Source organism: bacterium (assembly GCA_021158245.1).
In the GTDB taxonomy this organism is placed as follows: domain Bacteria; phylum Zhuqueibacterota; class QNDG01; order QNDG01; family QNDG01; genus QNDG01.
This window is the reverse complement of sequence record JAGGVB010000082.1, coordinates 1-20,293: the sequence shown is the minus strand read 5'-3', so window position 1 is coordinate 20,293 and position 20,293 is coordinate 1. Positions and strand designations below refer to the sequence as shown.

General features: G+C 37.5%; 15 protein-coding genes. 1 reads left to right on the top strand and 14 read right to left on the bottom strand.

What is annotated here, in order from left to right; all coding sequences use genetic code 11:
- Together J7K93_05005 and J7K93_05000 are read right to left on the bottom strand one after the other, a co-directional pair.
- Window positions 1–614 (bottom strand): carbohydrate kinase family protein (locus J7K93_05005; GenBank protein ID MCD6116351.1); only part of this gene is annotated, 614 nt, incomplete at its 3' end.
- Between the two features lie 26 nt (window positions 615–640).
- Window positions 641–1,813, bottom strand: a complete 1,173-nt coding sequence (locus tag J7K93_05000; GenBank protein ID MCD6116350.1) for an SIS domain-containing protein — start codon at window positions 1,811–1,813, stop codon at window positions 641–643.
- A 163-nt stretch (window positions 1,814–1,976) separates the two neighbouring features.
- Here J7K93_05000 and J7K93_04995 point away from each other — a divergent pair, with 163 nt between their 5' ends.
- Window positions 1,977–2,750, top strand: a complete 774-nt coding sequence (locus J7K93_04995) for a DeoR/GlpR transcriptional regulator (protein MCD6116349.1) — start codon at window positions 1,977–1,979, stop codon at window positions 2,748–2,750.
- 83 nt (window positions 2,751–2,833) lie between these two features.
- On the opposite strand, the gene J7K93_04990 is transcribed toward J7K93_04995, so the two are convergent.
- From J7K93_04990 to J7K93_04935, 12 genes are all read right to left on the bottom strand, one after another.
- Window positions 2,834–3,985, bottom strand: coding sequence for an ROK family transcriptional regulator (locus J7K93_04990; protein MCD6116348.1), 1,152 nt, complete (start codon window positions 3,983–3,985; stop codon window positions 2,834–2,836).
- Between the two features lie 83 nt (window positions 3,986–4,068).
- Window positions 4,069–7,245: a DUF4981 domain-containing protein gene (locus tag J7K93_04985; GenBank protein MCD6116347.1), complete on the bottom strand. Its 3,177-nt coding sequence runs from the start codon at window positions 7,243–7,245 to the stop codon at window positions 4,069–4,071.
- A 73-nt stretch (window positions 7,246–7,318) separates the two neighbouring features.
- Complete coding sequence (locus tag J7K93_04980; protein MCD6116346.1) at window positions 7,319–8,365, bottom strand: KamA family radical SAM protein; 1,047 nt, start codon at window positions 8,363–8,365, stop codon at window positions 7,319–7,321.
- A 298-nt stretch (window positions 8,366–8,663) separates the two neighbouring features.
- A complete protein-coding gene (locus J7K93_04975) occupies window positions 8,664–10,001 on the bottom strand; it encodes a hypothetical protein (GenBank protein ID MCD6116345.1) in 1,338 nt (445 codons plus the stop codon).
- 53 nt (window positions 10,002–10,054) lie between these two features.
- Window positions 10,055–10,534, bottom strand: a complete 480-nt coding sequence (locus J7K93_04970; GenBank protein MCD6116344.1) for a hypothetical protein — start codon at window positions 10,532–10,534, stop codon at window positions 10,055–10,057.
- A gap of 18 nt (window positions 10,535–10,552) precedes the next feature.
- Complete coding sequence (locus J7K93_04965) at window positions 10,553–10,837, bottom strand: hypothetical protein (protein MCD6116343.1); 285 nt, start codon at window positions 10,835–10,837, stop codon at window positions 10,553–10,555.
- Between the two features lie 32 nt (window positions 10,838–10,869).
- A complete protein-coding gene (locus J7K93_04960) occupies window positions 10,870–12,090 on the bottom strand; it encodes a hypothetical protein (protein ID MCD6116342.1) in 1,221 nt (406 codons plus the stop codon).
- An 11-nt stretch (window positions 12,091–12,101) separates the two neighbouring features.
- Window positions 12,102–13,874: a protein-disulfide reductase DsbD gene (gene dsbD / locus J7K93_04955; protein MCD6116341.1), complete on the bottom strand. Its 1,773-nt coding sequence runs from the start codon at window positions 13,872–13,874 to the stop codon at window positions 12,102–12,104.
- Between the two features lie 72 nt (window positions 13,875–13,946).
- Window positions 13,947–17,099 carry a PD40 domain-containing protein gene (locus J7K93_04950; protein ID MCD6116340.1) on the bottom strand — a complete coding sequence of 1,051 codons (3,153 nt, stop codon included), beginning with the start codon at window positions 17,097–17,099 and terminating at the stop codon, window positions 13,947–13,949.
- A 34-nt stretch (window positions 17,100–17,133) separates the two neighbouring features.
- Window positions 17,134–17,667, bottom strand: coding sequence for a hypothetical protein (locus J7K93_04945; GenBank protein MCD6116339.1), 534 nt, complete (start codon window positions 17,665–17,667; stop codon window positions 17,134–17,136).
- Between the two features lie 147 nt (window positions 17,668–17,814).
- Window positions 17,815–18,477 (bottom strand): STAS domain-containing protein, encoded by a 663-nt coding sequence (locus tag J7K93_04940; protein ID MCD6116338.1) that lies wholly within the window; start codon window positions 18,475–18,477, stop codon window positions 17,815–17,817.
- A 98-nt stretch (window positions 18,478–18,575) separates the two neighbouring features.
- Window positions 18,576–20,293: SpoIIE family protein phosphatase (locus J7K93_04935; GenBank protein ID MCD6116337.1), on the bottom strand; the 1,718-nt coding region annotated here is incomplete at its 5' end.

The following is a 20,293-nucleotide window of genomic DNA, read 5'->3' as shown; positions in this document are numbered from 1 at the left end:
TGTTTTGTTAAATGCAGCAATTCCTGCTCATTTGGGAAAAATAAATCAACATAAGGTAAAATATTCTCTATATCCATTTCCCATTGCTCAGCAGGATCCCACTGGGCATCAAACGATGTTGTCAAGCCGTTCTCTTTTGCCATTTTAAACATAGTTGATACATCTCTGCGTATGCCAGGCTGCAAAAAATACGAAGAAAAATGGAGATGCCGGGCTTTCCTTAAAGTTTCAGGATTCATGTCATTTATCGTTAAATGCTCCATTGCTCCTGTATGTGTTATCATGGCTCTGTCTTCATCGTAATTTAAAACTATTGTTGCTCCTGTATTCAAACTGGTGTCCCGAATAATCAAGTCAGTAGATACACCTTTAGCCTGAAACTGTTCCATTACAAGTCTTCCAAAAATGTCTTTGCCAATCTTCCCCAGGAAAGCGACTTTGTCTCCGAGAGCGCTTAAATTACTGGCAAATATTGCTGACGAACTTCCCAATGTTAAAGTCATTTTTTCTGCCAGTTTCTCTTTTCCAACTTCAGGGAAGCCGTCAATTCCATTTAAGATCAAATCAACATTTAATTCGCCGACAACAATTACATCATATTCTTTACTATCCATCTCTGTCTGTCCCATATTTAAATATATTATTTTTTAAACGGATATACATTTACACCTTGAACAACTCTTGTAATTGTACCGCTCTCTGAAGGTAAATCAGGTTTAAAATTAAGATTTAATGATTTATAATACCCGATAACCTGTGCAGGAAGCACGCTAACCGGTGCTAAAAAATATTGATCAAGCATTGTTTTATCTTTGGAAAGGATAATGCGCATATCCAAATCTATTCCTTTAATATCGTGCTCCATAACGCCAATAGAAAACATACCTTTTTGCCCGGCATTAATCCCATTTATTAAATCTTTTTCATATTGCTGTACATAAAGATTATTGGATATAAAATACATTAGAAGAGTCTTGTTATTTATTACAGCTTTCGGGCCATGCCTGAATCCAAGGAAAGAATCAAATTTACAAATTACACTACCGTTTGTAAGCTCCTGCAGTTTCAGATGTGACTCACGGGCAATACCCTGGAAAACGCCGGAACCCAGGAATACAGCACGATTAAAATCGAGTTTTGCTGTTTCGTAAAGAATATCTGAATAATTATTTAAAATATTATTTCCGTATTCAGCCATAATTTCCACTGCTTCTCTTAAATTATTTATTTCGTCATATCTTGCAACTAATATGCCTGCGAGAAGCATTGATGTAAAACTTCCTGTCATAGCCAGGCTCTGGTCATTTGATTCAGGAGGCATTATTAAAACAAAGCTGTTTTTTTTATTTCCTCCTTTTTGAATTAATATACCATCAGGATTACACGTTATAATTAAATGATAGATATTGTCGCAAATCTGATTTGCCAATTCAACTGTGCTGATACTTTCAGGACTGTCCCCGGATCGCGCAAAGGATATAAGCAAGGTTGGTGCTTTGGGTAATAAATATTCTTCCGGATGAGTAACAATATCAGTAGTCGCAGCAGAAAGTACATTTAATCCCCGGGATTTACGAAAAACCCCTTCTAATACATCCCCGATAAAAGCAGATGTTCCTGCACCTGTTAGAATAATTTTCAAATCCTTGGTTTCAAATAAAGGCTGTAAAAATAAACTCAATTCTTTGCGATGTTTATTTATATGTGACCATGTATTTAACCAAAGCTGCGGCTGTCCTGCAATTTCAGTAAACGTATAATATGCACCTAAGGCTTTTAATCTATCATCATCCAATCTTTGGAAACTACTCATAGCTTTCATTTCCTTTCCAATTTTATCATTTCCTTTCTTTTAAAAGATATAATAATTACATTTCCTTGTCAAGTCCTTTTTGCAAAATTTTTATTTTCATTAAATTTATTGATTTTTTAACTTTTTTGTTTTACTTTCATATGGAGGAAAGGAATAATACAAAATGGATGAAAAAGATCTAACTATAGAGCGCAGATCAAAAATTATAGAACAGATTAATCGTGAAGGGCAGGTACAAGTACTTGTATTAAGCAAAATCTTTCGGGTCAGCCCGGTAACAATCAGAAATGACCTATCCCACCTCGAACAGAAAAACCTCCTCATAAGAACAAGGGGGGGAGCTATACGCCCGCAGCAGGTTGCGATTGACTACAAATTAAATCTGAAAGCAAAAAAACATTTTCCGGAAAAACAATCTATAGGTAAAAACGCAGCAAAATTAATTAATGAGGGAGAAACAATTATCCTTGATTCCGGAACAACAACTATGGAAATAGCTAAAAATCTTAATAATTTTAAAGATCTCACTGTAATTACCAATGCCCTTAACATTGCCCGCCAACTGGCTGAATACCCCAGTATAAGAGTAATAATTCCCGGCGGCATTCTCCGTAAAAATGCTTTATCAATGGTAGGGCCCATGGCAGAAAGCACAATCCAAAACTATTTCTGTGATAAACTTTTTCTCGGCGTTGATGGAATTGATATCAAATATGGTATTTCCACTCCAAATGTAGAAGAAGCATATTTAAATAAAATTATGATTAAAATATCAAAGAAATCCTTTGTTGTCGCAGATTCAAGCAAATTCACAAAACGCAGTTTTGCATTAATTGCCCCGTTAAGCGATATCAATACTGTAATTACTGACAAACATGTCCCGCAGGAAGAGAAAGATGCTCTGGAAAATCTTGGCATTGACGTTATAATTGCTTAAATACAATATTGAAAACGTACACTCTCTACGTATAAAAAACATTGAACATTTTTGATAGATAGATTTAATACTTAATCTTATTTTTATCTAAAAATCTTTCTCATTATCAAAGCTGACGCACCCATTGAAACAGAATAAATTCCGACAGTAGAAAACTCTATTTTCGGTGCAGCAACACCGAGAGGATATATTCTTTTCAGCTTATCAGCCACACTATCTTCAATATATTTTTTAACCAGGGTTTTCGCTTCGGTAATATCTCCCCCTATGACAATTAGATCAGGATTGATAAATTCTACAATTCTAAATATCTCGTTTATAAGGAACTGGGCATACCGCATAAGCACTCTTGTGCATAAAGGGCAATTATCCTTTGCGTAGTTAATAATATCCGAAATTGACAACTTCTCCCTATTATTTACAATATCAGCAACTTTTGCCTGGTCATTATCATCCTGGGACTCTTTTATTATATCTGCCAAAGATGGCAGAGAGAGAAATATTTCCCCTGCTGTTCCATGGGAGCCTTCATATAATCTGTTATTTAATATTAAACCAGCACCCATCTGTCCGATTTTTACATTAAGAGTTAAAAAAACAAGGTCAGGCGGTAACTTATCAAACAGATCCTTATGCCACCTGATTCCAAGAACACCCGCATTCGCATCATTTACAATTTCTACGGGAATTCCGAATTCTTCATTTAACTTTGCCTGAAGAGGGTAATTTCTTAAATTTAAAGTACGTGAATAATGAATTCTCCCGTTTTTCCTGTCAACAAGGCCGGGAATAGCTATGCCCATACCTATAACCTTATCCTTATCAATATTGAGCTTAACTAATAAATTCCGGATAAATGGAACAACTGCTGAGATAAAAGAATCTTCACCGATATTGTTTATTCCTGTCAACTGTTCCTGAAGAATTACATTGCTGCTGAAATCAATTACTGTTACGCGCAGTTCCGAAGGAATCACTTCTAAGCCGATTATATAGCCCTTCTTTCCTACAAGCCGCCATAATGTGGGCGGCTTACCTGCACTGCCGGAGGAGTTCCCGATTCTGCTTATTTCTATTAATCCCTTTTCTTCAAGTGCTCTTAATATGTAAACAATTGTAGACGGCTGCAGACTGCTTAACCGTGCAAGGTCCGCGCCTGAAATTTCACCGTTAACACGGATAAAATTCAAAATCTTCCTGTGGCTTGGTATCTCCAGATCAAAATATTTTTTCAAGATTGTCTCCGGCATAACAAATTATTGAACTTTACCAATTAAAAAAATATATCCAACAATTGAACAAATTGCAAGAGAATCTTTTAGAATTCTCTCCTCACCAACCTATCTTCCGATTCTTTTTTACCGAATGGCCGCAGCCTGAACTTGTATGAATAGTATTTCGGATAAAGTGTATATTCTGCATGAGGCCTTGCTCCCCATGCATTATCTCCTCCTACACCCATCTGTTTAAGATCAATACAGAAAGTTATCAAATTTTCAGGCTTAATATCAGTACCGTGCCGCTGGCCTTTAGGCACATAATTGAGCTCTTCAATATCGAACTGATGGGCTTCAATACCAAGAGGTTTAGCGCCTTCAACAATAAACCCCCTTTTCCCCTTTTTATCAGAAAGTACAGCCCATCTCACATCACATTTGTTGCCGTTCTCCTGGGGCCTTACATGGGGGAAATACTGAGACCAGACACTTCCCCTGTATTTTCCTATTGCCGCGCCTGTTTTTCTGTCCCAGTATGATTCGTGAGGGCCTCTGCCGAACCATTCGATATATGAGAAATCCGGTATGGGCAGAGTCATCTTCATGCCGAATCTGGGAAGTTCAGGCAGGTGCATATCTCCCGGCCTGAATTCCACAGTGACAACCATATCGCCTGATCCGTAAATTTTATACTTTGTATAGTATTTTGATTTTACTGTTGCCATATCATAAAAAAACTGTACTTCAACGCTTTTATCGTCAGGTGCATAAAGATTCACATCAGTTAATTTCATATGTTTCCCTGCATCTTTCCATACTGCACACCGTAGGTTCATTTCATTGCCCCCTGCAATATCGCTGTCAGTCCCTCCTCTGTAAAAATATGGTTCAAGGCCAGTCCTGACAATTTCTCTTCCTCTGTAAATCCATGACTTGATTTTTCCTGATTCCCTGTTGAAAACAATTTTAAAATCTTTTGATGATACAACAATACTCTTCTCGTTTTTATTGAAAAGCACCTTGTTTGTTTTTTTGGCACATAGCTTCTCTGCCGGAATATATAAGGAAAGTTTAAACTGGCCCCACGCAACCACATGGCCGGCTGGCATTCCCTGCATCTTCTTGTTCATAGCTGCCTTAATTGTCAGGAAATATTCTCTCCCGGGTAATGGGTTTACCGAAGGAATATCGATTTTAAACTCTTCTGAATTTCGGGGCTTTACATACGGAACATCTATTCTTCCATTGGATATCTCTTTCCCGTCTTCCTCCAAAACATATCTGAATTGATATCTTTCCAAATCAGCAAAATCTTGTCTGTTAATAACTTTAAATATTCCTTCTTTTAAATCCACAGCTTTAAATTTTACAGGTTGGTATACTTTCTTAACTTCCCAGATATGAGGTTTTAATGTACGGTCTGCCTGAACAAGGCCGTTTGCGCAAAAAGAAGAGTCATTAGGCAGACCTCTATCCCCCATGTCCCCTCCATAAGCCCAAAAAGGAGTGCCGTCGGGTTTTCTTCTAAGGAATGTCTGGTCAACCCAGTCCCAGATAAAACCGCCCTGAAGATTATGATAAGATTCAAAAGTATCCCAGTAATCCTGAAGATTTCCCTCTGCATTTCCCATTCCGTGGCAGTATTCGCAGAGTATAAAAGGCCTTTTGGGATCCTTGTTATGAAATTTCTTCAGGAATGTAATATTTTTATACATGGGGCAGACAATATCCGTATGGTTCTTCCACCATGCAGGCTGATATTGAACCGGCCTTGAAGGATCACGCCTTTTTATCCAATTATAATCTTTTACAAAATTCTGTCCGTCGCCGGCCTCGTTTCCAAGTTCCCATATTATAACACTCGGATGGTTCTTATCTCTCTCAACAAGCCGTTTTGTTCTGTCAAGATATGCATCTGCCCATTCGGGGTTGCTGCTTAAAAAATTTATCCCCTTCGGATGAAACTGAATTCCGTGAGTCTCAATATTAGCACTGTTTACAACATACAATCCGTACTTATCACACAATTGGTACCAGAAAGGATCATTGGGATAGTGGCTTCCCCTGACAGCATTTATATTAAACTGTTTGATCATTTTAATATCTTTTATCATTGTCTCGCGAGGTAGATATCTTCCAAAAACAGGATGCCATTCACACCTGTTTACCCCCTTGATATATATGGGAACACCGTTAATGCATAACTGTCCGTCTTTTATTTCAACAGTACGGAACCCTATATTTGCTGCGAGATACTCCGTATTCCCGTCTTTTTGTTTAAGTTTAAGAACTATTCTGTAAAGACAGGGCGTCTCAGCGCTCCATTTTTTTACATTCGGAATTACTGTGCTGAAATGCACTGTATTATTTGGTTTTTGAATTGTAATTTCTTTACTATCAGTAAAAATCTGATTTCTGCCTTCATCGAAAACAGTAACTCCCGATGAACAAGCTGACAGTTTCTTTTGTTGTGATTTAATTTCAATATCAATTGAAAATATCCCTGTTTTGTACAAGCTGTCCAATTCTGCATGGATAAAATAATCGCTTATTCGAATATCGGGAACAGAATAGATAAATACATCTCTGTCAATACCGCTTATACGCCAGGTATCCTGGCCTTCAAGATAGCTGCCGTCACTGAATCTGTATACTTCGACTGCAAGTAAATTGCTGCCTTTTTTGATATAATCTGTAATATCAAACTCCGCCGGTGTCTTGCTTCCCTCGCTGTACCCGACTTTATTTCCGTTGACCCAAACATACATTGCAGATCGTACAGCACCGAAACTGATGAATACACTGCGGCCCTTCCAATCTGACGGTACGGTAAAAGATGTCCTGTAACTGCCGACAGGGTTGTTATTCGGGTCATGATAAGGAGGATCCGGTTTAAAAGGGTACTCTTCATCAAGGTAACGGGCAACTCCATACCCCTGGGGTTCCCAGTCTCCGGGGACACGAATTCTGCTCCACGAACTCACATCAAAATCAGCTTTATAAAAATTAACAGGGCGGTCTTTGGGACGTTTTACCCAGTTAAAACGCCATATACCGTTTAATGACTTGTAAAAAACCGACTCTCTCTCATCGCCGGAAAACGCCTTCTGCATACTTTTAAACGGTACAATTAAAACATGTCCGGGCTCTTTATTAATTGCAAATACTTTCGGATTTTCCCAGTCGTGCAATTTCTTCTGCTTTGCAGAAACATATCCTGATGCAATAAGAATAAATCCTGCTGAAATAACCAAACATTTCAGGGCTTTTGCTTTCATAATTAAACCTCTCAGATTTAATGTTTCTTTTTTCGATGTCAACACAAACGTTTGCGTAAACATATAAAAAATATCAATTTTCAGGCTGAGGATAAATATACAAATCCCCTGCATAATTTCTTATTTCTGCATTTTCTCCATGCAAGTGTTTCAGGTAATCTGGTACAACAGGTACTTTTCCCCCTCCTCCGGGCAGATCAATCACATACTGGGGATTAGCCATACCTGAAATATAACCTCTCATATTTTCTATAATGGAAATTCCTGTTTCAATTCTGGTTCTGAAATGCTCAGTTCCTTTTACAAGATCTGCATGCAGAAGATAATACGGCCTGATGCGGAGTTTGACAAGTTCTCTCATAAGCTTTATCATCTGCTCAGAATTATCATTAATCCCGCGTAAAAGCACTGTTTGACTTCCCAAAACTATTCCGTTATCAATGAGAAATCCGGCTGCTCTCTTCATATCGGATGTTATCTCATCAGCATGATTAATGTGAATATTAACAAAAAGAGGATTGTATTTTTTTAACATGACTGCCAGCTTGTTTGTAATCCTCTGCGGCAGAGCTGTGACGGTTCTCGTGCCTATTCTGATTATTTCAACATGAGAAATATTTCGGACCGCATTTAAAATATACTCCAGATAATCATCATCAAGAAGAAGAGGATCTCCGCCAGACAAAAGAACATCTTTGATTTCAGAATTACTCTTTATGTAAGATATTCCATTCTCTATCTGCTTTCTTGTAATCGGTTTCCATTTCCCAACTTTCCGCTTTCTCGTACAGAATCTGCATATTGAAGGGCATATATTGGAAACAAGAAAGAGCACTCTGTCAGGATATCTGTGAGTAATTCCGGGAACAGGGCTGTCCCTCTCTTCAGCAAGAGGATCTTCCATTCCCTTTTCATCGCTGAGTTCCCTTATATCAGGAATAAACTGCCTCGCAATGGAAGGGCCGCACTGTTCTGCAAGTTTCAGAATATAGGGATTGACCTGCATGGGATACAGTTTAACTACTTGTTCTGCTTCTTCTATGTTTATGCTGATATTGTTCGGCAGCCTGGAAGGCAATGTAATGCTGCTCCTTAATATCTCTTTCCATTTATCCGTCATTACTCATATCTTGTTCAATTAATAACTCTAAAATGTATCATATAAAAACAGTCTCTTGCACCTTTATAGAAATCCCATTCTTTTCTCAAACAAATATTTCTACAAATGCAAACATCTTATCACATTATTTTTATTCTATTCATGCAAAGGAGACAAAATCCGTTGTATCTTGCTTAAAGAAACACGCGCTAAAGATATGCCGATTTTGGAGGGATAATCATCTCCGATCTTGAGCCTTTTATTCGATTTTGGATAGAATCTTTTTAAATATTCATCATAAGTAAACTCTTCGTATTTATTATTTTTTTGACTTGATTTTTGTTTCATCTTCAATTTCCTCTGCTTTTGTATAAAAATATTTAGACAAATAATGTGGATTTAATTCAGGTTTAAAATAATGTTTCCTTTTTATCCACACAAAACCATCCCCTTTTGAAATAACTGCAACATCTATCGGACCTCCGACGGTTTCAGAATCCATCGAGATTTTCTGTTTGAATGAGGTTAAACTGACTAATGCTTCTGCCATAGACGATAGCTCATCCTTCGGCAAAAATTCTACTGCATTAAGTATGGGGTTTATATTAGCAGTCTTAATATATTTATTGATATTGTCCATAAAATCTTGAAATATTTCTTTACTTACATTATTCATTTTATCCAACATTGTTTTTTTCTCGACCATAGAATTAAACATAATATTTTCGATTATATTGCTCGGGTAATTTTTTAATAACTCTTCAATATAACTAAATATAATTTGTTTGCAATTTGGATCAATTCCTTCTACAAAGGTATACACATTTTGCCTTTGCGCAAATGGAATCACCGCAGCTCTATATTCAAAGTTTATTCTGAAACTTTCATCTTTCTGAAACTTATATTTTAATCTATTATTTATCACTGCCTCAATTTTAAATGAACTCAAAGCAGGAAAAGTTTCTTCGTCTCCGAAACCTGCTATTACTATTCCCGCAAGGCTTTGAGGAAATTTATCTTTAAAAAACAAATTTCCACAAATTGCTTTTAAGTCTTCTGTGCTTTTTGAAAAAACAGGCAGCTTTTGGAATACCTTTGAAATACTTTCATTAATAAATTTGTCAAATTTCACAATAATTTTATTCGGAAAACTCTTTGGAAGGTGGGAAAGTCTTTCGGCTTTTTCCCACATCATAAAATGTTCTCTAATAGTATCTTTTGTTATGTTTTCTATAGAAATTGTTGAGATTGTACCTTTTTGATCTGTGATATCCTTTACTTTTTTATCAATATCCCTTTTTATAATACTAAAATAATTCAAAATTGCTGATTTAAAATAATTATCTTGTATCTCTTCCGGAAATAATTTATTATCTTTATCAAGATAGTTCATAAAATCTTGTGCATATTCTTCAAGAGTAGAAAAACTTTTTTCTAATAAATTATTTCTATATATCTTAATAATTGATTCCCATGGAACGCCCATTAAATCCGCGCTGCCATAAACCATGATTCCCACTGGATGATACTTGGAAAGTGTAAACAATTTATTTACAGTATTATAGATTTTTACATTTTCTTTCCTATTAATTGTCACCGCACTATCCGCAGCAAGTGCTACAGCGGATCTATTCATTATTGCTATTTCCGCACTCATTGTATTCCCCCAACATTACTATTTCTGTCCAAACATCAATCCTTAACTATTTTCTACTGTTCCTCTTTTACCGGAAACTCCTTTCCCGCAAGTTCCGCTAACTGGCGCTGGAGACGCTGTGCCTTTGCAAGTGCTTCCAAAAGCTGATCCTCTATATGCTCATCATCAGGCGGACGCATATCCCACGCTTTTTTTAATGTATCAAATGTCTGGTTTGCTTTTTCATGTAAAAAATTTATCACTTCTATTTTTGTAGGAACTCTGTTCTTAAGCATCACTCTCGGGCCTACGGTTATACCGTGCTCCTCCAGCAGCATCAGTGATGCAGAGGAATAGTGCTCGTCTAAGGAATCAAGCCCGTTCGCAAAAAGGCGGAACCTTTCATCTCCCCGCAGTATATCAGCAAGCTCATCATCACTGAGTATAATACCAGGAATCTCTCTTCGTAATCTCTGATTCAGCTCTTTAACAGACACAAGAAAAAATTGCGCTTCTTTCAGCATCACTTCAACTTTTGTTAAAATATCAGACATTAATATTCCTTTGATCTTCTAAAAAATTTGTTCAAAAGAAGACATCACTACCTGGTCTCCTGCCTGCTTTATAAGGTTAAAAGCTCTTTTGGCAGATTCTTCCTTCCTGATAAGCATTGTCAGGTCTTCAACGCTCATTTCTGTGAGGAATATCTGATAGAACTTTTCCTTCTGATTTGAATCTCTGAACAGTGAGACGACTACATTGTTTTCATCCCAGAACTCCTTAAGTTCTTCCGACTCTGTAATATAATCTTCCTCTTCATCCTTGTCAATCCAAAATGTAAATGTAATCAGATTCATTAAATAAATTTCTCCGCAATCTCAATGTTTTTTTAATTTTCAGGCAATACCTGAGATTTAATATTTTCTGCTGTATCCCGAATTACAGAATTCAAATCGGTTTTTAATTCTCCGCTTCCCTGCTTAAAAGAATCCGGGCCGCCCCCTTTTCCATTAATTTTTGTAATAAGGCTGTCAAACCACTTTCCCAGATCAATATCAACATCTTTTGAACTTGCCAGCACAACATGAGATTTGTCATCTTTCGTACCTGCAACAGCAATTATACCGGAATTATTCACTAACTTCCGTACAAGTATACGCAGAGATTCAAAAGAAATATTCTCATCGAAAATATCAATAATATTTATTTCTTTATCTTTCTGAAGGCCTGATAAAAGGGAATCCGCTATATAATCCAGAAGCCTTTCCTCAGTATGCTTGTTCTTTCTCTTCAGGGACTTGTAATTCTCATTTAAATTAGAAACTTTATGTACAAGTTCATTATAACCTGTATCAAGTGATAAGGAAATATCCTGTACAATATTTGAGACATGAGTAAAATAATTAAGCGCTCTGCCGCCGCAGACAAAAGAGATCCTTGAACCTCCTTTATACCGCTCTGTTTTAACAATTTTAACTGGGCCTGTCTCTCCTGTAGCGCTGACATGAGTTCCACAGCATGCACATAGATCAAAATCTTCGATTTCTACTACCCGAATAGTATCTTGAATGGGAGGAAATTTCCTTAAATTATAAGATGCTATTTCATCTGATGCAATCTCTTTATTTTTTACTTTTCTGTTTTCAAAAACTATATTATTTACAAGATGTTCTGCCTGCTCCAATTGTTCTCTGTCAGTAATTTCCCTGTCAAGATCAATTGTCACAAAATTTCTTCCGAGATGGAACCCTACTGTTTTTGCTCCATATATTCTTAAAAATGACTGACTTAAAATATGCTGCCCTGTATGTTGCTGCATGTGATCAAAACGGCGTTCCCATGAAACATCCCCATGCACTGCTTCTCCCTGTGTAAGCCTGCCCTTAACCGTATGAATGATAACACCATTTTCTTCCCGTACATCTACAACTGCCATACCGTTTATCACTCCTGTATCACAGGGCTGGCCTCCTCCCTCAGGAAAAAACAGAGTGCGGTCAATAACTACATCACAACTGCCGTCTTTATCAGTTACCGATAAAACGCGTGCAGTAAAAAGATGTTCATAAGGCTCTGTATAATAAAGCTTTTCTGTTACGGGCAATGCCATAAAACAATCCTTTACTTTGTAAATTTTTTCAATATATTCAAAACTTCTTCAGGCCCTTTAAATCCCTCAAACCTGTACAGTTCTTTTCCATCAGGGGACATGATAATTACCGTAGGCATTCCGACTATTTTATATTTTTTTTGAAGTATCTTAATACCTTCATCATTCGCTGTCATATCAAGCTTTACAGGTACATATTTTTCAAGTTCTTTACTGACATCAGGCTTTGGCCATGTTTTCTCATCAAGTTCTTTACAAGCTGCACACCATTCGGCATAAAAATCTATTATGACAGGTTTACCTGTTTCGGCCGCATTCTGCAGCCCGATAGTATCCGAACTGTACCACATTGAAGACTCCCCGGATACATGTGAACCACTGCTCTTCATTTCTGCATAGCCCATCTTTTCACCCATTGAGAAAAGCATTATTAAACTTCCCGTAAGAAGAAAAATAATTCCAATAGCTTTTTTTACTTTCTCCTTTCCGACAGAATCAGAATGGACAGGAGCGAATGCACCCATAAAAACCGAACCCACAATTAACAATAATGCCCAAAGCATTGAATAAATAAAAGGAGATACCGCATTTTTTACAAAAAACAGTGCCAGTGCTATCAGCAGAAGCCCGAAACCCTTTTCAATATACTCCATCCATGTACCGGATTTGGGAAGCGCCTTAAGAACACCGGAGAATGTACCTATAAGAATAAAAAGTACTCCCAGCCCGAGAGAGAATGTAAAGAGCAGGCTTGCACCGAGTACAACAGACCCTGTACGCGCCACCCAGGTGAGTATCACAACAAGAAGAGGGCTTACACAGGGAGAAACAACGATTCCGGCTATAAGTCCGGTTAAAAAGGCTCCGAGAAAACCTTTTTTCTTTTTACCCCTCAACTTGGAAGATATTGATGAAGGCACCTGAATGATAAACGCTCCGAGCATTGAAAGGCCCATAAGGAAAAATATTAAACTGATTACTATCAGAGCAGCCGGATGCTGAGCAAAGGTGCCGAACATCGCACCTGTTTTTGCAGCAAGTACGCCAAGAGATGTAAACGTAACAGCAATTCCAAGTACATAAAAAAGTGAGAGTATAAAACCTTTCAATTTTCCGCCTGAAGCCTGCGCTCCTATTACAGCAATTGTTATTGGAATCATCGGATAAACACACGGTGTCAAGCTTGTTAAAAGTCCGCCAAGAAAAACTATCAGGAATGCCATTAATGAGCCTTTGTTCAAAGCATTATTAAGCCTGCCTGCAATTGACTCATCATTGCTTTCGAAATTAATAATTTCCTGCTGTGAATTATCCGATGCGGATACTGCTCCGCTGCCCTCTTTAACAATCAGCTCAGTTGAACCGGCAGCATCGTCAGGAGGGTAGCAAACTGTGCCATCCTCAGTACATGGCTGAAAAGAAACTTTTGTTTTCAAAATATATTTTTTAACTGCAGAATTTGCTTTCACTTTAAACGGAACTTTTATCTCTATTTTCCCCCTGTAAACATAACCGGCAACAGCATCTTTGTCTGCTTTTGGATAAACAGGTTCGGCAAATTCAATTCCATTTACAGTAAAAGGTTTAACAGAAAACATTCCGCTTGAAACATCGGAAACATGAAACCCGTCTGCAACATCACACGTTACAACAAGGGTTCCATTCTCTCCCTGCTTCACAATAGAGGGCACTGGTTTTACAGACACACTAAGTTTTTTCTCTTGTGCAATTACAAGAGATGCAAACATAAACAATCCTGCAAACAATAGGACACTCTTTCTCATACACAAAATCTCCATTTTTGTAGGTTAAACATTAAAACAATTCGAATATCTGTATTTGTAAAAAACCTTCAGTTAGAACTCCGCTCCAAGCGTAAAATAATGAACAGGAAATTTAGAAGTTACTGCAAAATTTGTTTTCCATGCTATATCATACTTCAAAAGGAAAAACCCCAGATTTACCCGGGCACCGAATCCGAATCCTGCCATCATATCCTGAAGTTTAAAACCTGTCCCGTTAACAGATGCAAATGGTTTCCATACATTATCGTTATACCATGCAGACCCGATATCTGTAAAAACGACTCCTCTTATGTTTTGAAAACCAATCTGCAGAGGCCCGCCGAGAATGAGGTATTTTATCAGTGGAAATCTGAATTCGATATTTGACAGTACAAATCTTGTTCCCATCATACTGTAGTAACTGGCGCCTCTCATCGGTGTTTCAAATGAAGAGAAGAAAAACATACCGTTATTATTCCAAAACTCACTTGGAATATCAGCATATCTATAATTAATCCAGCCCATCATTCCGCCAAGCATGAACTGCTGAGGCTGCCTTCCCCCTGATACACCGCCGGTAAATCTTAAAGCAAAAGTATAATCACGCTTAATCCTGATATATCTCCGCCAATCGCCTTTAATTGTCCAGAAATCAAGCCCCCCTGTCTTAACAATTGCGGGGCTGTAAGTTAAAGAAAGATAGGATCTCTTCCCGTTTACAGGGCCTGTCATCCCCCAAATAACAGTATCTGTATTGTATCCGAGATTAAAATACAAAATCTTTCTGCTGTAGATATTGCCCTTATCTTTCATATAGTCATTGGAATATCCATAATAATAGGCAAAAGGATCTATTGTGCCCCAGTCTCTCTGAATTCCCATTCCCGTGACACTTAAGTTAATACGTCGATACTTATTAAAAGGCCTGGATAAAAACATCTGTAACCCATAATATCTATCACGCAGATAACCGTAACTCAAATAGCCATCCTGTATAAAATACGTATAGAAAAGATAAGAGTAATGGAATAGAGAAATCCCTAAATCAGTTCTTTTAGGCAGATAGTAATAAGAAAGATTAAAATTGGAATTTTTAAGATTATAAAAAAGATCCGTATAGAGATTTATCTGATGATTCCCCAGAATATCAGAAAAAACAAATTGCGTAGTACCCTGAAGCCCGTAAAATTGACTGTACCCTGCACTTCCGTAAACAATATCCGGTGAAAATTTTACAGAATATTTGTTAGCTATATACTGTCCTATAGAATCCTTAAATGCAGGTTCTGCAAGAAAAACTGACCTTTTCTTTTTACGGTTTAATATATCTCCTTTTCTAAAAGAATCTCCGAAAACATAATTGCGGTATCCGTTATTATAGACCTTTACTTCCTGTTCTTTTACTTTTTTCTTTGTCTTTTCTTTTTTGGATTCCTTCAGAACAAACATCGTATCTTTCAGCTTTACTGATTCCGGTTTTATTAAAAGGGGATTATTTAAAATATAAATATCATAGCCGCCTTTAAAAAATGATGAAAATGCAATGCGCGATCCATCCCTTGACCACGACATCTGGGATATTCCAGTTAAAAGATTAGTTATGGGATAGGATTCTTTTGTACTGCAGTCAATAATAAATATATTGTCAATACCGTTATCATTCGATATATATGCTATCTTATCTCCTGAAGAAGAAAACTTTGGTGATTTTTCTTTTGCTATATCATCAGTTATACGTGTTATCTGCCTTGTATCAACTGAAATCACATAAATATCATATTTATATCTCTTCTTCCTCGGCATTTCAATGTCATTATCAGGATTCAAAGAATCTTCCCTGTCAGAGATAAATGCTATTTTTCTGCTGTCAGGAGACCATGCAGGTTCTGCATCTGAGAAAACATCATTAGTGAGTTTTGTAAGTTTTTTCGATTTAAGATTATAAACGAACAAATCAGACTGGCCATTTTTCGTGCCCATAAAAACAATTCTTCTGCCATCAGGGGACCAGTCAGGTGAAAAAATACCGTCTAAATTAAAAATTAACCTTTGCAGAATCTTCCTTGATTTAACATCCAGGATAAAGAGCGCATCCTTGCCACCTTTTGATTTTGATGCAAAAGCAATTTTTTTACTATCAGGAGACCATCCTGCACCGGGCCTCAACCAATGAAGATTATCATACATATCGGAACGTTGCCCCTTGACAAGACGGCCGAGATTTTTACCGTCAATAGTGCTTATTAAATAAATATCAATATAATCTGCTCTATCAGAAAGGTAAATCAGTTTGTCTCCGTTGGGAGAAAGAGTTGGGGCATTGTTAAGAAAATTCTTATTTTTTACATGATCGGTAAGTTTCCTGGAAACATCTTCAGGCTCGTCACGTCCTGCTATATCCGGCCAGTACCTTTTCCTTAAATATTTCTGCCATCTGTCGGAAAGTTCTTTTGTATCAAGCCCTATTGATCTTCGCAGACCTGTTTCAAGATTCCTGCTTGCTCTGATCTTGGAAATAACTTCTCCGACTTTCTCTTTCCCATATTTTTCAGCTATGTAATTAAAAAGAGACTGCCCGCCTTTGTATACCATAAATCCTGCCATATAATCAATTGGCGGGACATATCCGTTAACAACAGCATCACGCATAAACATATCACTGCTCTTATCCCATCCAAGGCTCTCATATTCAGCCATACCTTCCCAGAACCAGAGAGGGAGCTGAAACCGTGTCATTGACATAACCATAGAACCTAATCCCTCGCCGTAAAACATCTGGAACATATACGCATGTGTTAATTCATGGTGAATCACATGGCGGAATTCATCATATCTCCCCTGAAACGGGATTATAACCCTATCCTTATAGACCTCAGTGAAACCTCCTACTCCTTCATCAATGGGAGAAAGACTTACATTAGTCTGCTGGAATTCATTATGGCTGTTGTAAACAAGTATTGGTATTCTCTTGCCAATTTCATATTTTAAATCTTTCTTTAAAGCCACATAACTCGATTCTGCAACATCTGCTGTATATTCAGCAAGTTTTTTTGACCCGCTGTAATAGTAAACATCAAAATGCCGGGATTGCACATACTCCCAATTAAAATCCCTGTACTGAACTTTGTTTTTGCCAAAACTCTGAGCTTGTACCTGCAAAGCAAAAACAAGCATCATAAAAAATAGCATTAAAGTCAATGCTGCCCGGTTCTTGCTTTTTTCCATTTTATCACCTTCTTGTTATTTCCAGATGGAAAGCTTACAAATCACTTTCATCCTTCCACTGCACAATCCGCCATTTTTCATCATTGCACTTGCGAAAGGTAAATACAGCTCTCCCTGATATTTTATAATTTTCGTTTTTTCCCATAAGAGTTAAACTAAAACCCTTGCCAAGGGTTCCGGTAGAATCTCCTACCAATTCATAAAGAGTAGAACTCCATACAAGATCTATTACCTGAAAATAGCGGAACAGATGCCCTGTTGTTTTCAAGTCAATTTCTCTTCCCCATGAAACGTACCTGCCGGATGTCCCACTGTTAGGATCAAAATACACGAAAACAAACGCTGTATCTATTATATCGCTGTATAAAAGCGAATCCTTAAACGTATATGATACTGCAAAATTCTGAAGGACTTCTTCAGGAGATTTCTGCCCTGTTACTACAAGGCCTCCCGTGTCTGATGAAAAAATCTTCAGCCGCGGCGCAAATGGATTAAAGCAACTGCCAAAAAATATCAAGACTAAAATTAAATATATTGCACTGCGGATATTTTTATTTAATATCTTCACAATAATCTCATAAAGATAACACTATACTCGCTTATAATCAAGAAAATAGCTGTCTTCCATTTAAAAAACAGGGGAACCTTTTACTGGTTCCCCTGAAATATTTATTATATCCGGAATGTCTCTGATGTTTGATTTTACATAAAAGTGCTACTTATCTTTTGCATTCAACCGCTGTTTTTTTGTCCCGAGATTTATCTTTCTCAGCAGCTTCCATACAGTAATAGTACTAATCCGGACAAAGCCGAACTCTTCTGTATCCAGCTCTTTTGCTATTCTGCCTGCACCCCATGATGGATTCGCAATTGCAATATCATGTATCTTTTCCTCAAGAGTAGCCGGCTCTTCTGCTATTTCTTCCCTCTGCTGTTCTGATCCGGCAAAATCGACACTGGGCTGTCTGCTGTTCGAAGTTTTTTCAAGAGGCTTGGATTTCTTGTTTTTTACAGGGCCTTTGCCTTTATCAAAATCGCCTATTGCTTCTTCAATTGTGTCAAAGGCTTTTAAAATGTAATGGAACTCAAGGAGCTCAAAAACTTCGTAAACATCAGGAATCATTCGTGCAAGTTTAAGGTCACCGCCCCTCTCCCGCATTCCCTTTATTTCACTAATAAAAATTCCCCAGCCCGCACTTGAGATATAATCCACACTTCCAAGGTCAATGATGACACGAACAACACCTGATTTGAGAAGATCATCCAATGCCCTCTCAAGCTCGGATGACGTTGTTGTGTCAATATATCCTCCGACACGAATAATTGAAATATCGTTTCGAGACCCAGCTTTTTCAACAGACACTTGAATCCCTTCCATTTTCCGATCTCCTCACGATAGAATACCTTTTATTTTATATATTCAAGGTAATAGAAATTGAATAAATTGTCAACTCTTTTTCTTTATCTCTATAAGATTTATGAATACTTCTGTCTTATCAATTTTTGGAGATGCTGTATTCTTCCTATTATATCTTTACGGGACGGGTTGAGTTTTAAAACCTCTCCCCACAACCAGACGGCTTTTTTGTAGTCTCCCTGATTAGCCATAATAACACCTAAATTCTCAAGCACATTTATATTATCAGGGTCAAGCCCTCTTACTTTTTCATAAATTTCTCTCGCTTTATCAAGTTTTCCAAGGCGGAAAAAAGTATCTCCAAGATATTGGCTCGCCTCAAGATAATGGGGGTCTTCATTAATTGCTTTTAGAAATTCATCCCGTGCCTTATTATAAAGCCCCTGTTTATAAAACCACAAACCCGATTCTACATATCTCTTGACATTTAATTCTTTTACAGCACTCTCTTTCTGCTTTTCTTTAACTTCCCCGCCCCCTGAAAGAACAGTAGTCCTGTCAAATCCCAAATCTTTCATCATATCTACAAAACTGTCTTTGGATCCTGGCAAATCATTGTCATTTGCTTCTTCTGCACTTTCATCTCCGCCAAGCTCCTCTCCAAACAGATCTCCGGCGACAGATGATGTTATCTCATCTTCAAAAAATGAGCTGTTAAAAATATCTTCACCGGTCTCTTTTATATCCCGAATATTACTTGCAGAATCATCAAAAAGCAAAGAATCATCAACCAACATTTCATCGGAAAAAATATTTTCCCCCTGAAGTTCATCTTCTGATATACTTGTACTGTCAGTTGATGTGTCACTGAACTCATCTCCATGAGATTCAACTTGTTCCTGAAAAGAAAAATCGGCGTCATCTGCTGCATGATTCTCTTCTCTATTGACGGAAGCTTCCTCTTTATCCATATTATCAGAATTAAAAACCGGCAGTTTGGGCCTCAATTCCGGCTTTTCAGGTTTTATGACAACTTCGCCGTCTATTGAAATAAATGGCGTGCCTGGACGCTTCATACGTTTTCCTTTTGAACCCTTGGCAACGTACGCCATACGAAGCTCTTTAGTATTAAGTTTTTCCCTTTTCAGCCCTTCATAAATAACCGCTTCAGGTATAACCGTAAATTCATAATTCTCTGTATTCAGCTCCTCGCTGATTTTTTTTGCTCCGAACTCAGGATGCTTTTTTATTATGTCATACAATTTTGCCTTGTCTTCAATGCTTATGTGTTTTACTTCAACTTCACTTCTCACACTTTTTTCTTTTAGAGCCTTCTCACCCTCTTTTTCATACTTCTTCTTATATTTATAGTATACGGATTTTGACAGGCCCGTCTCCTTACACGCATCCTTTACACTCATCTTCTGTTTATTGACAAGTTCGAACAGCTTTTTCCTTCTCGAAAAAATAACATCTTCAGCCTTCATTTTCTCTCTTATGGCAACCAATGTTATATCATCACTCTGGGCCTGGCCGCCTGTAAAAATTGTTATCTCATCATGTATCTTGTCTACAAGGGGTTCTACTTTTAAGCCCTCATATCTTCGAATTGCAGAAAGAAGCCTCTCCTCTCCAAAGCATTCCCTCTGTGGATTCATCGCTTCTGTAACTCCATCTGTGTATGCAATAAGCACATCATCTTCCTGGAGTTTAAGCCTGTCAGAAGTAATTGACTTGCGGAATAATGCAGGATCGGGAAGCTTTATTCCTATGGGGAATCCCTTCGGGTTTAAGTAGTAACTCTTCTTTGTCCTGCCTCTGTACAGAATCATCGGGT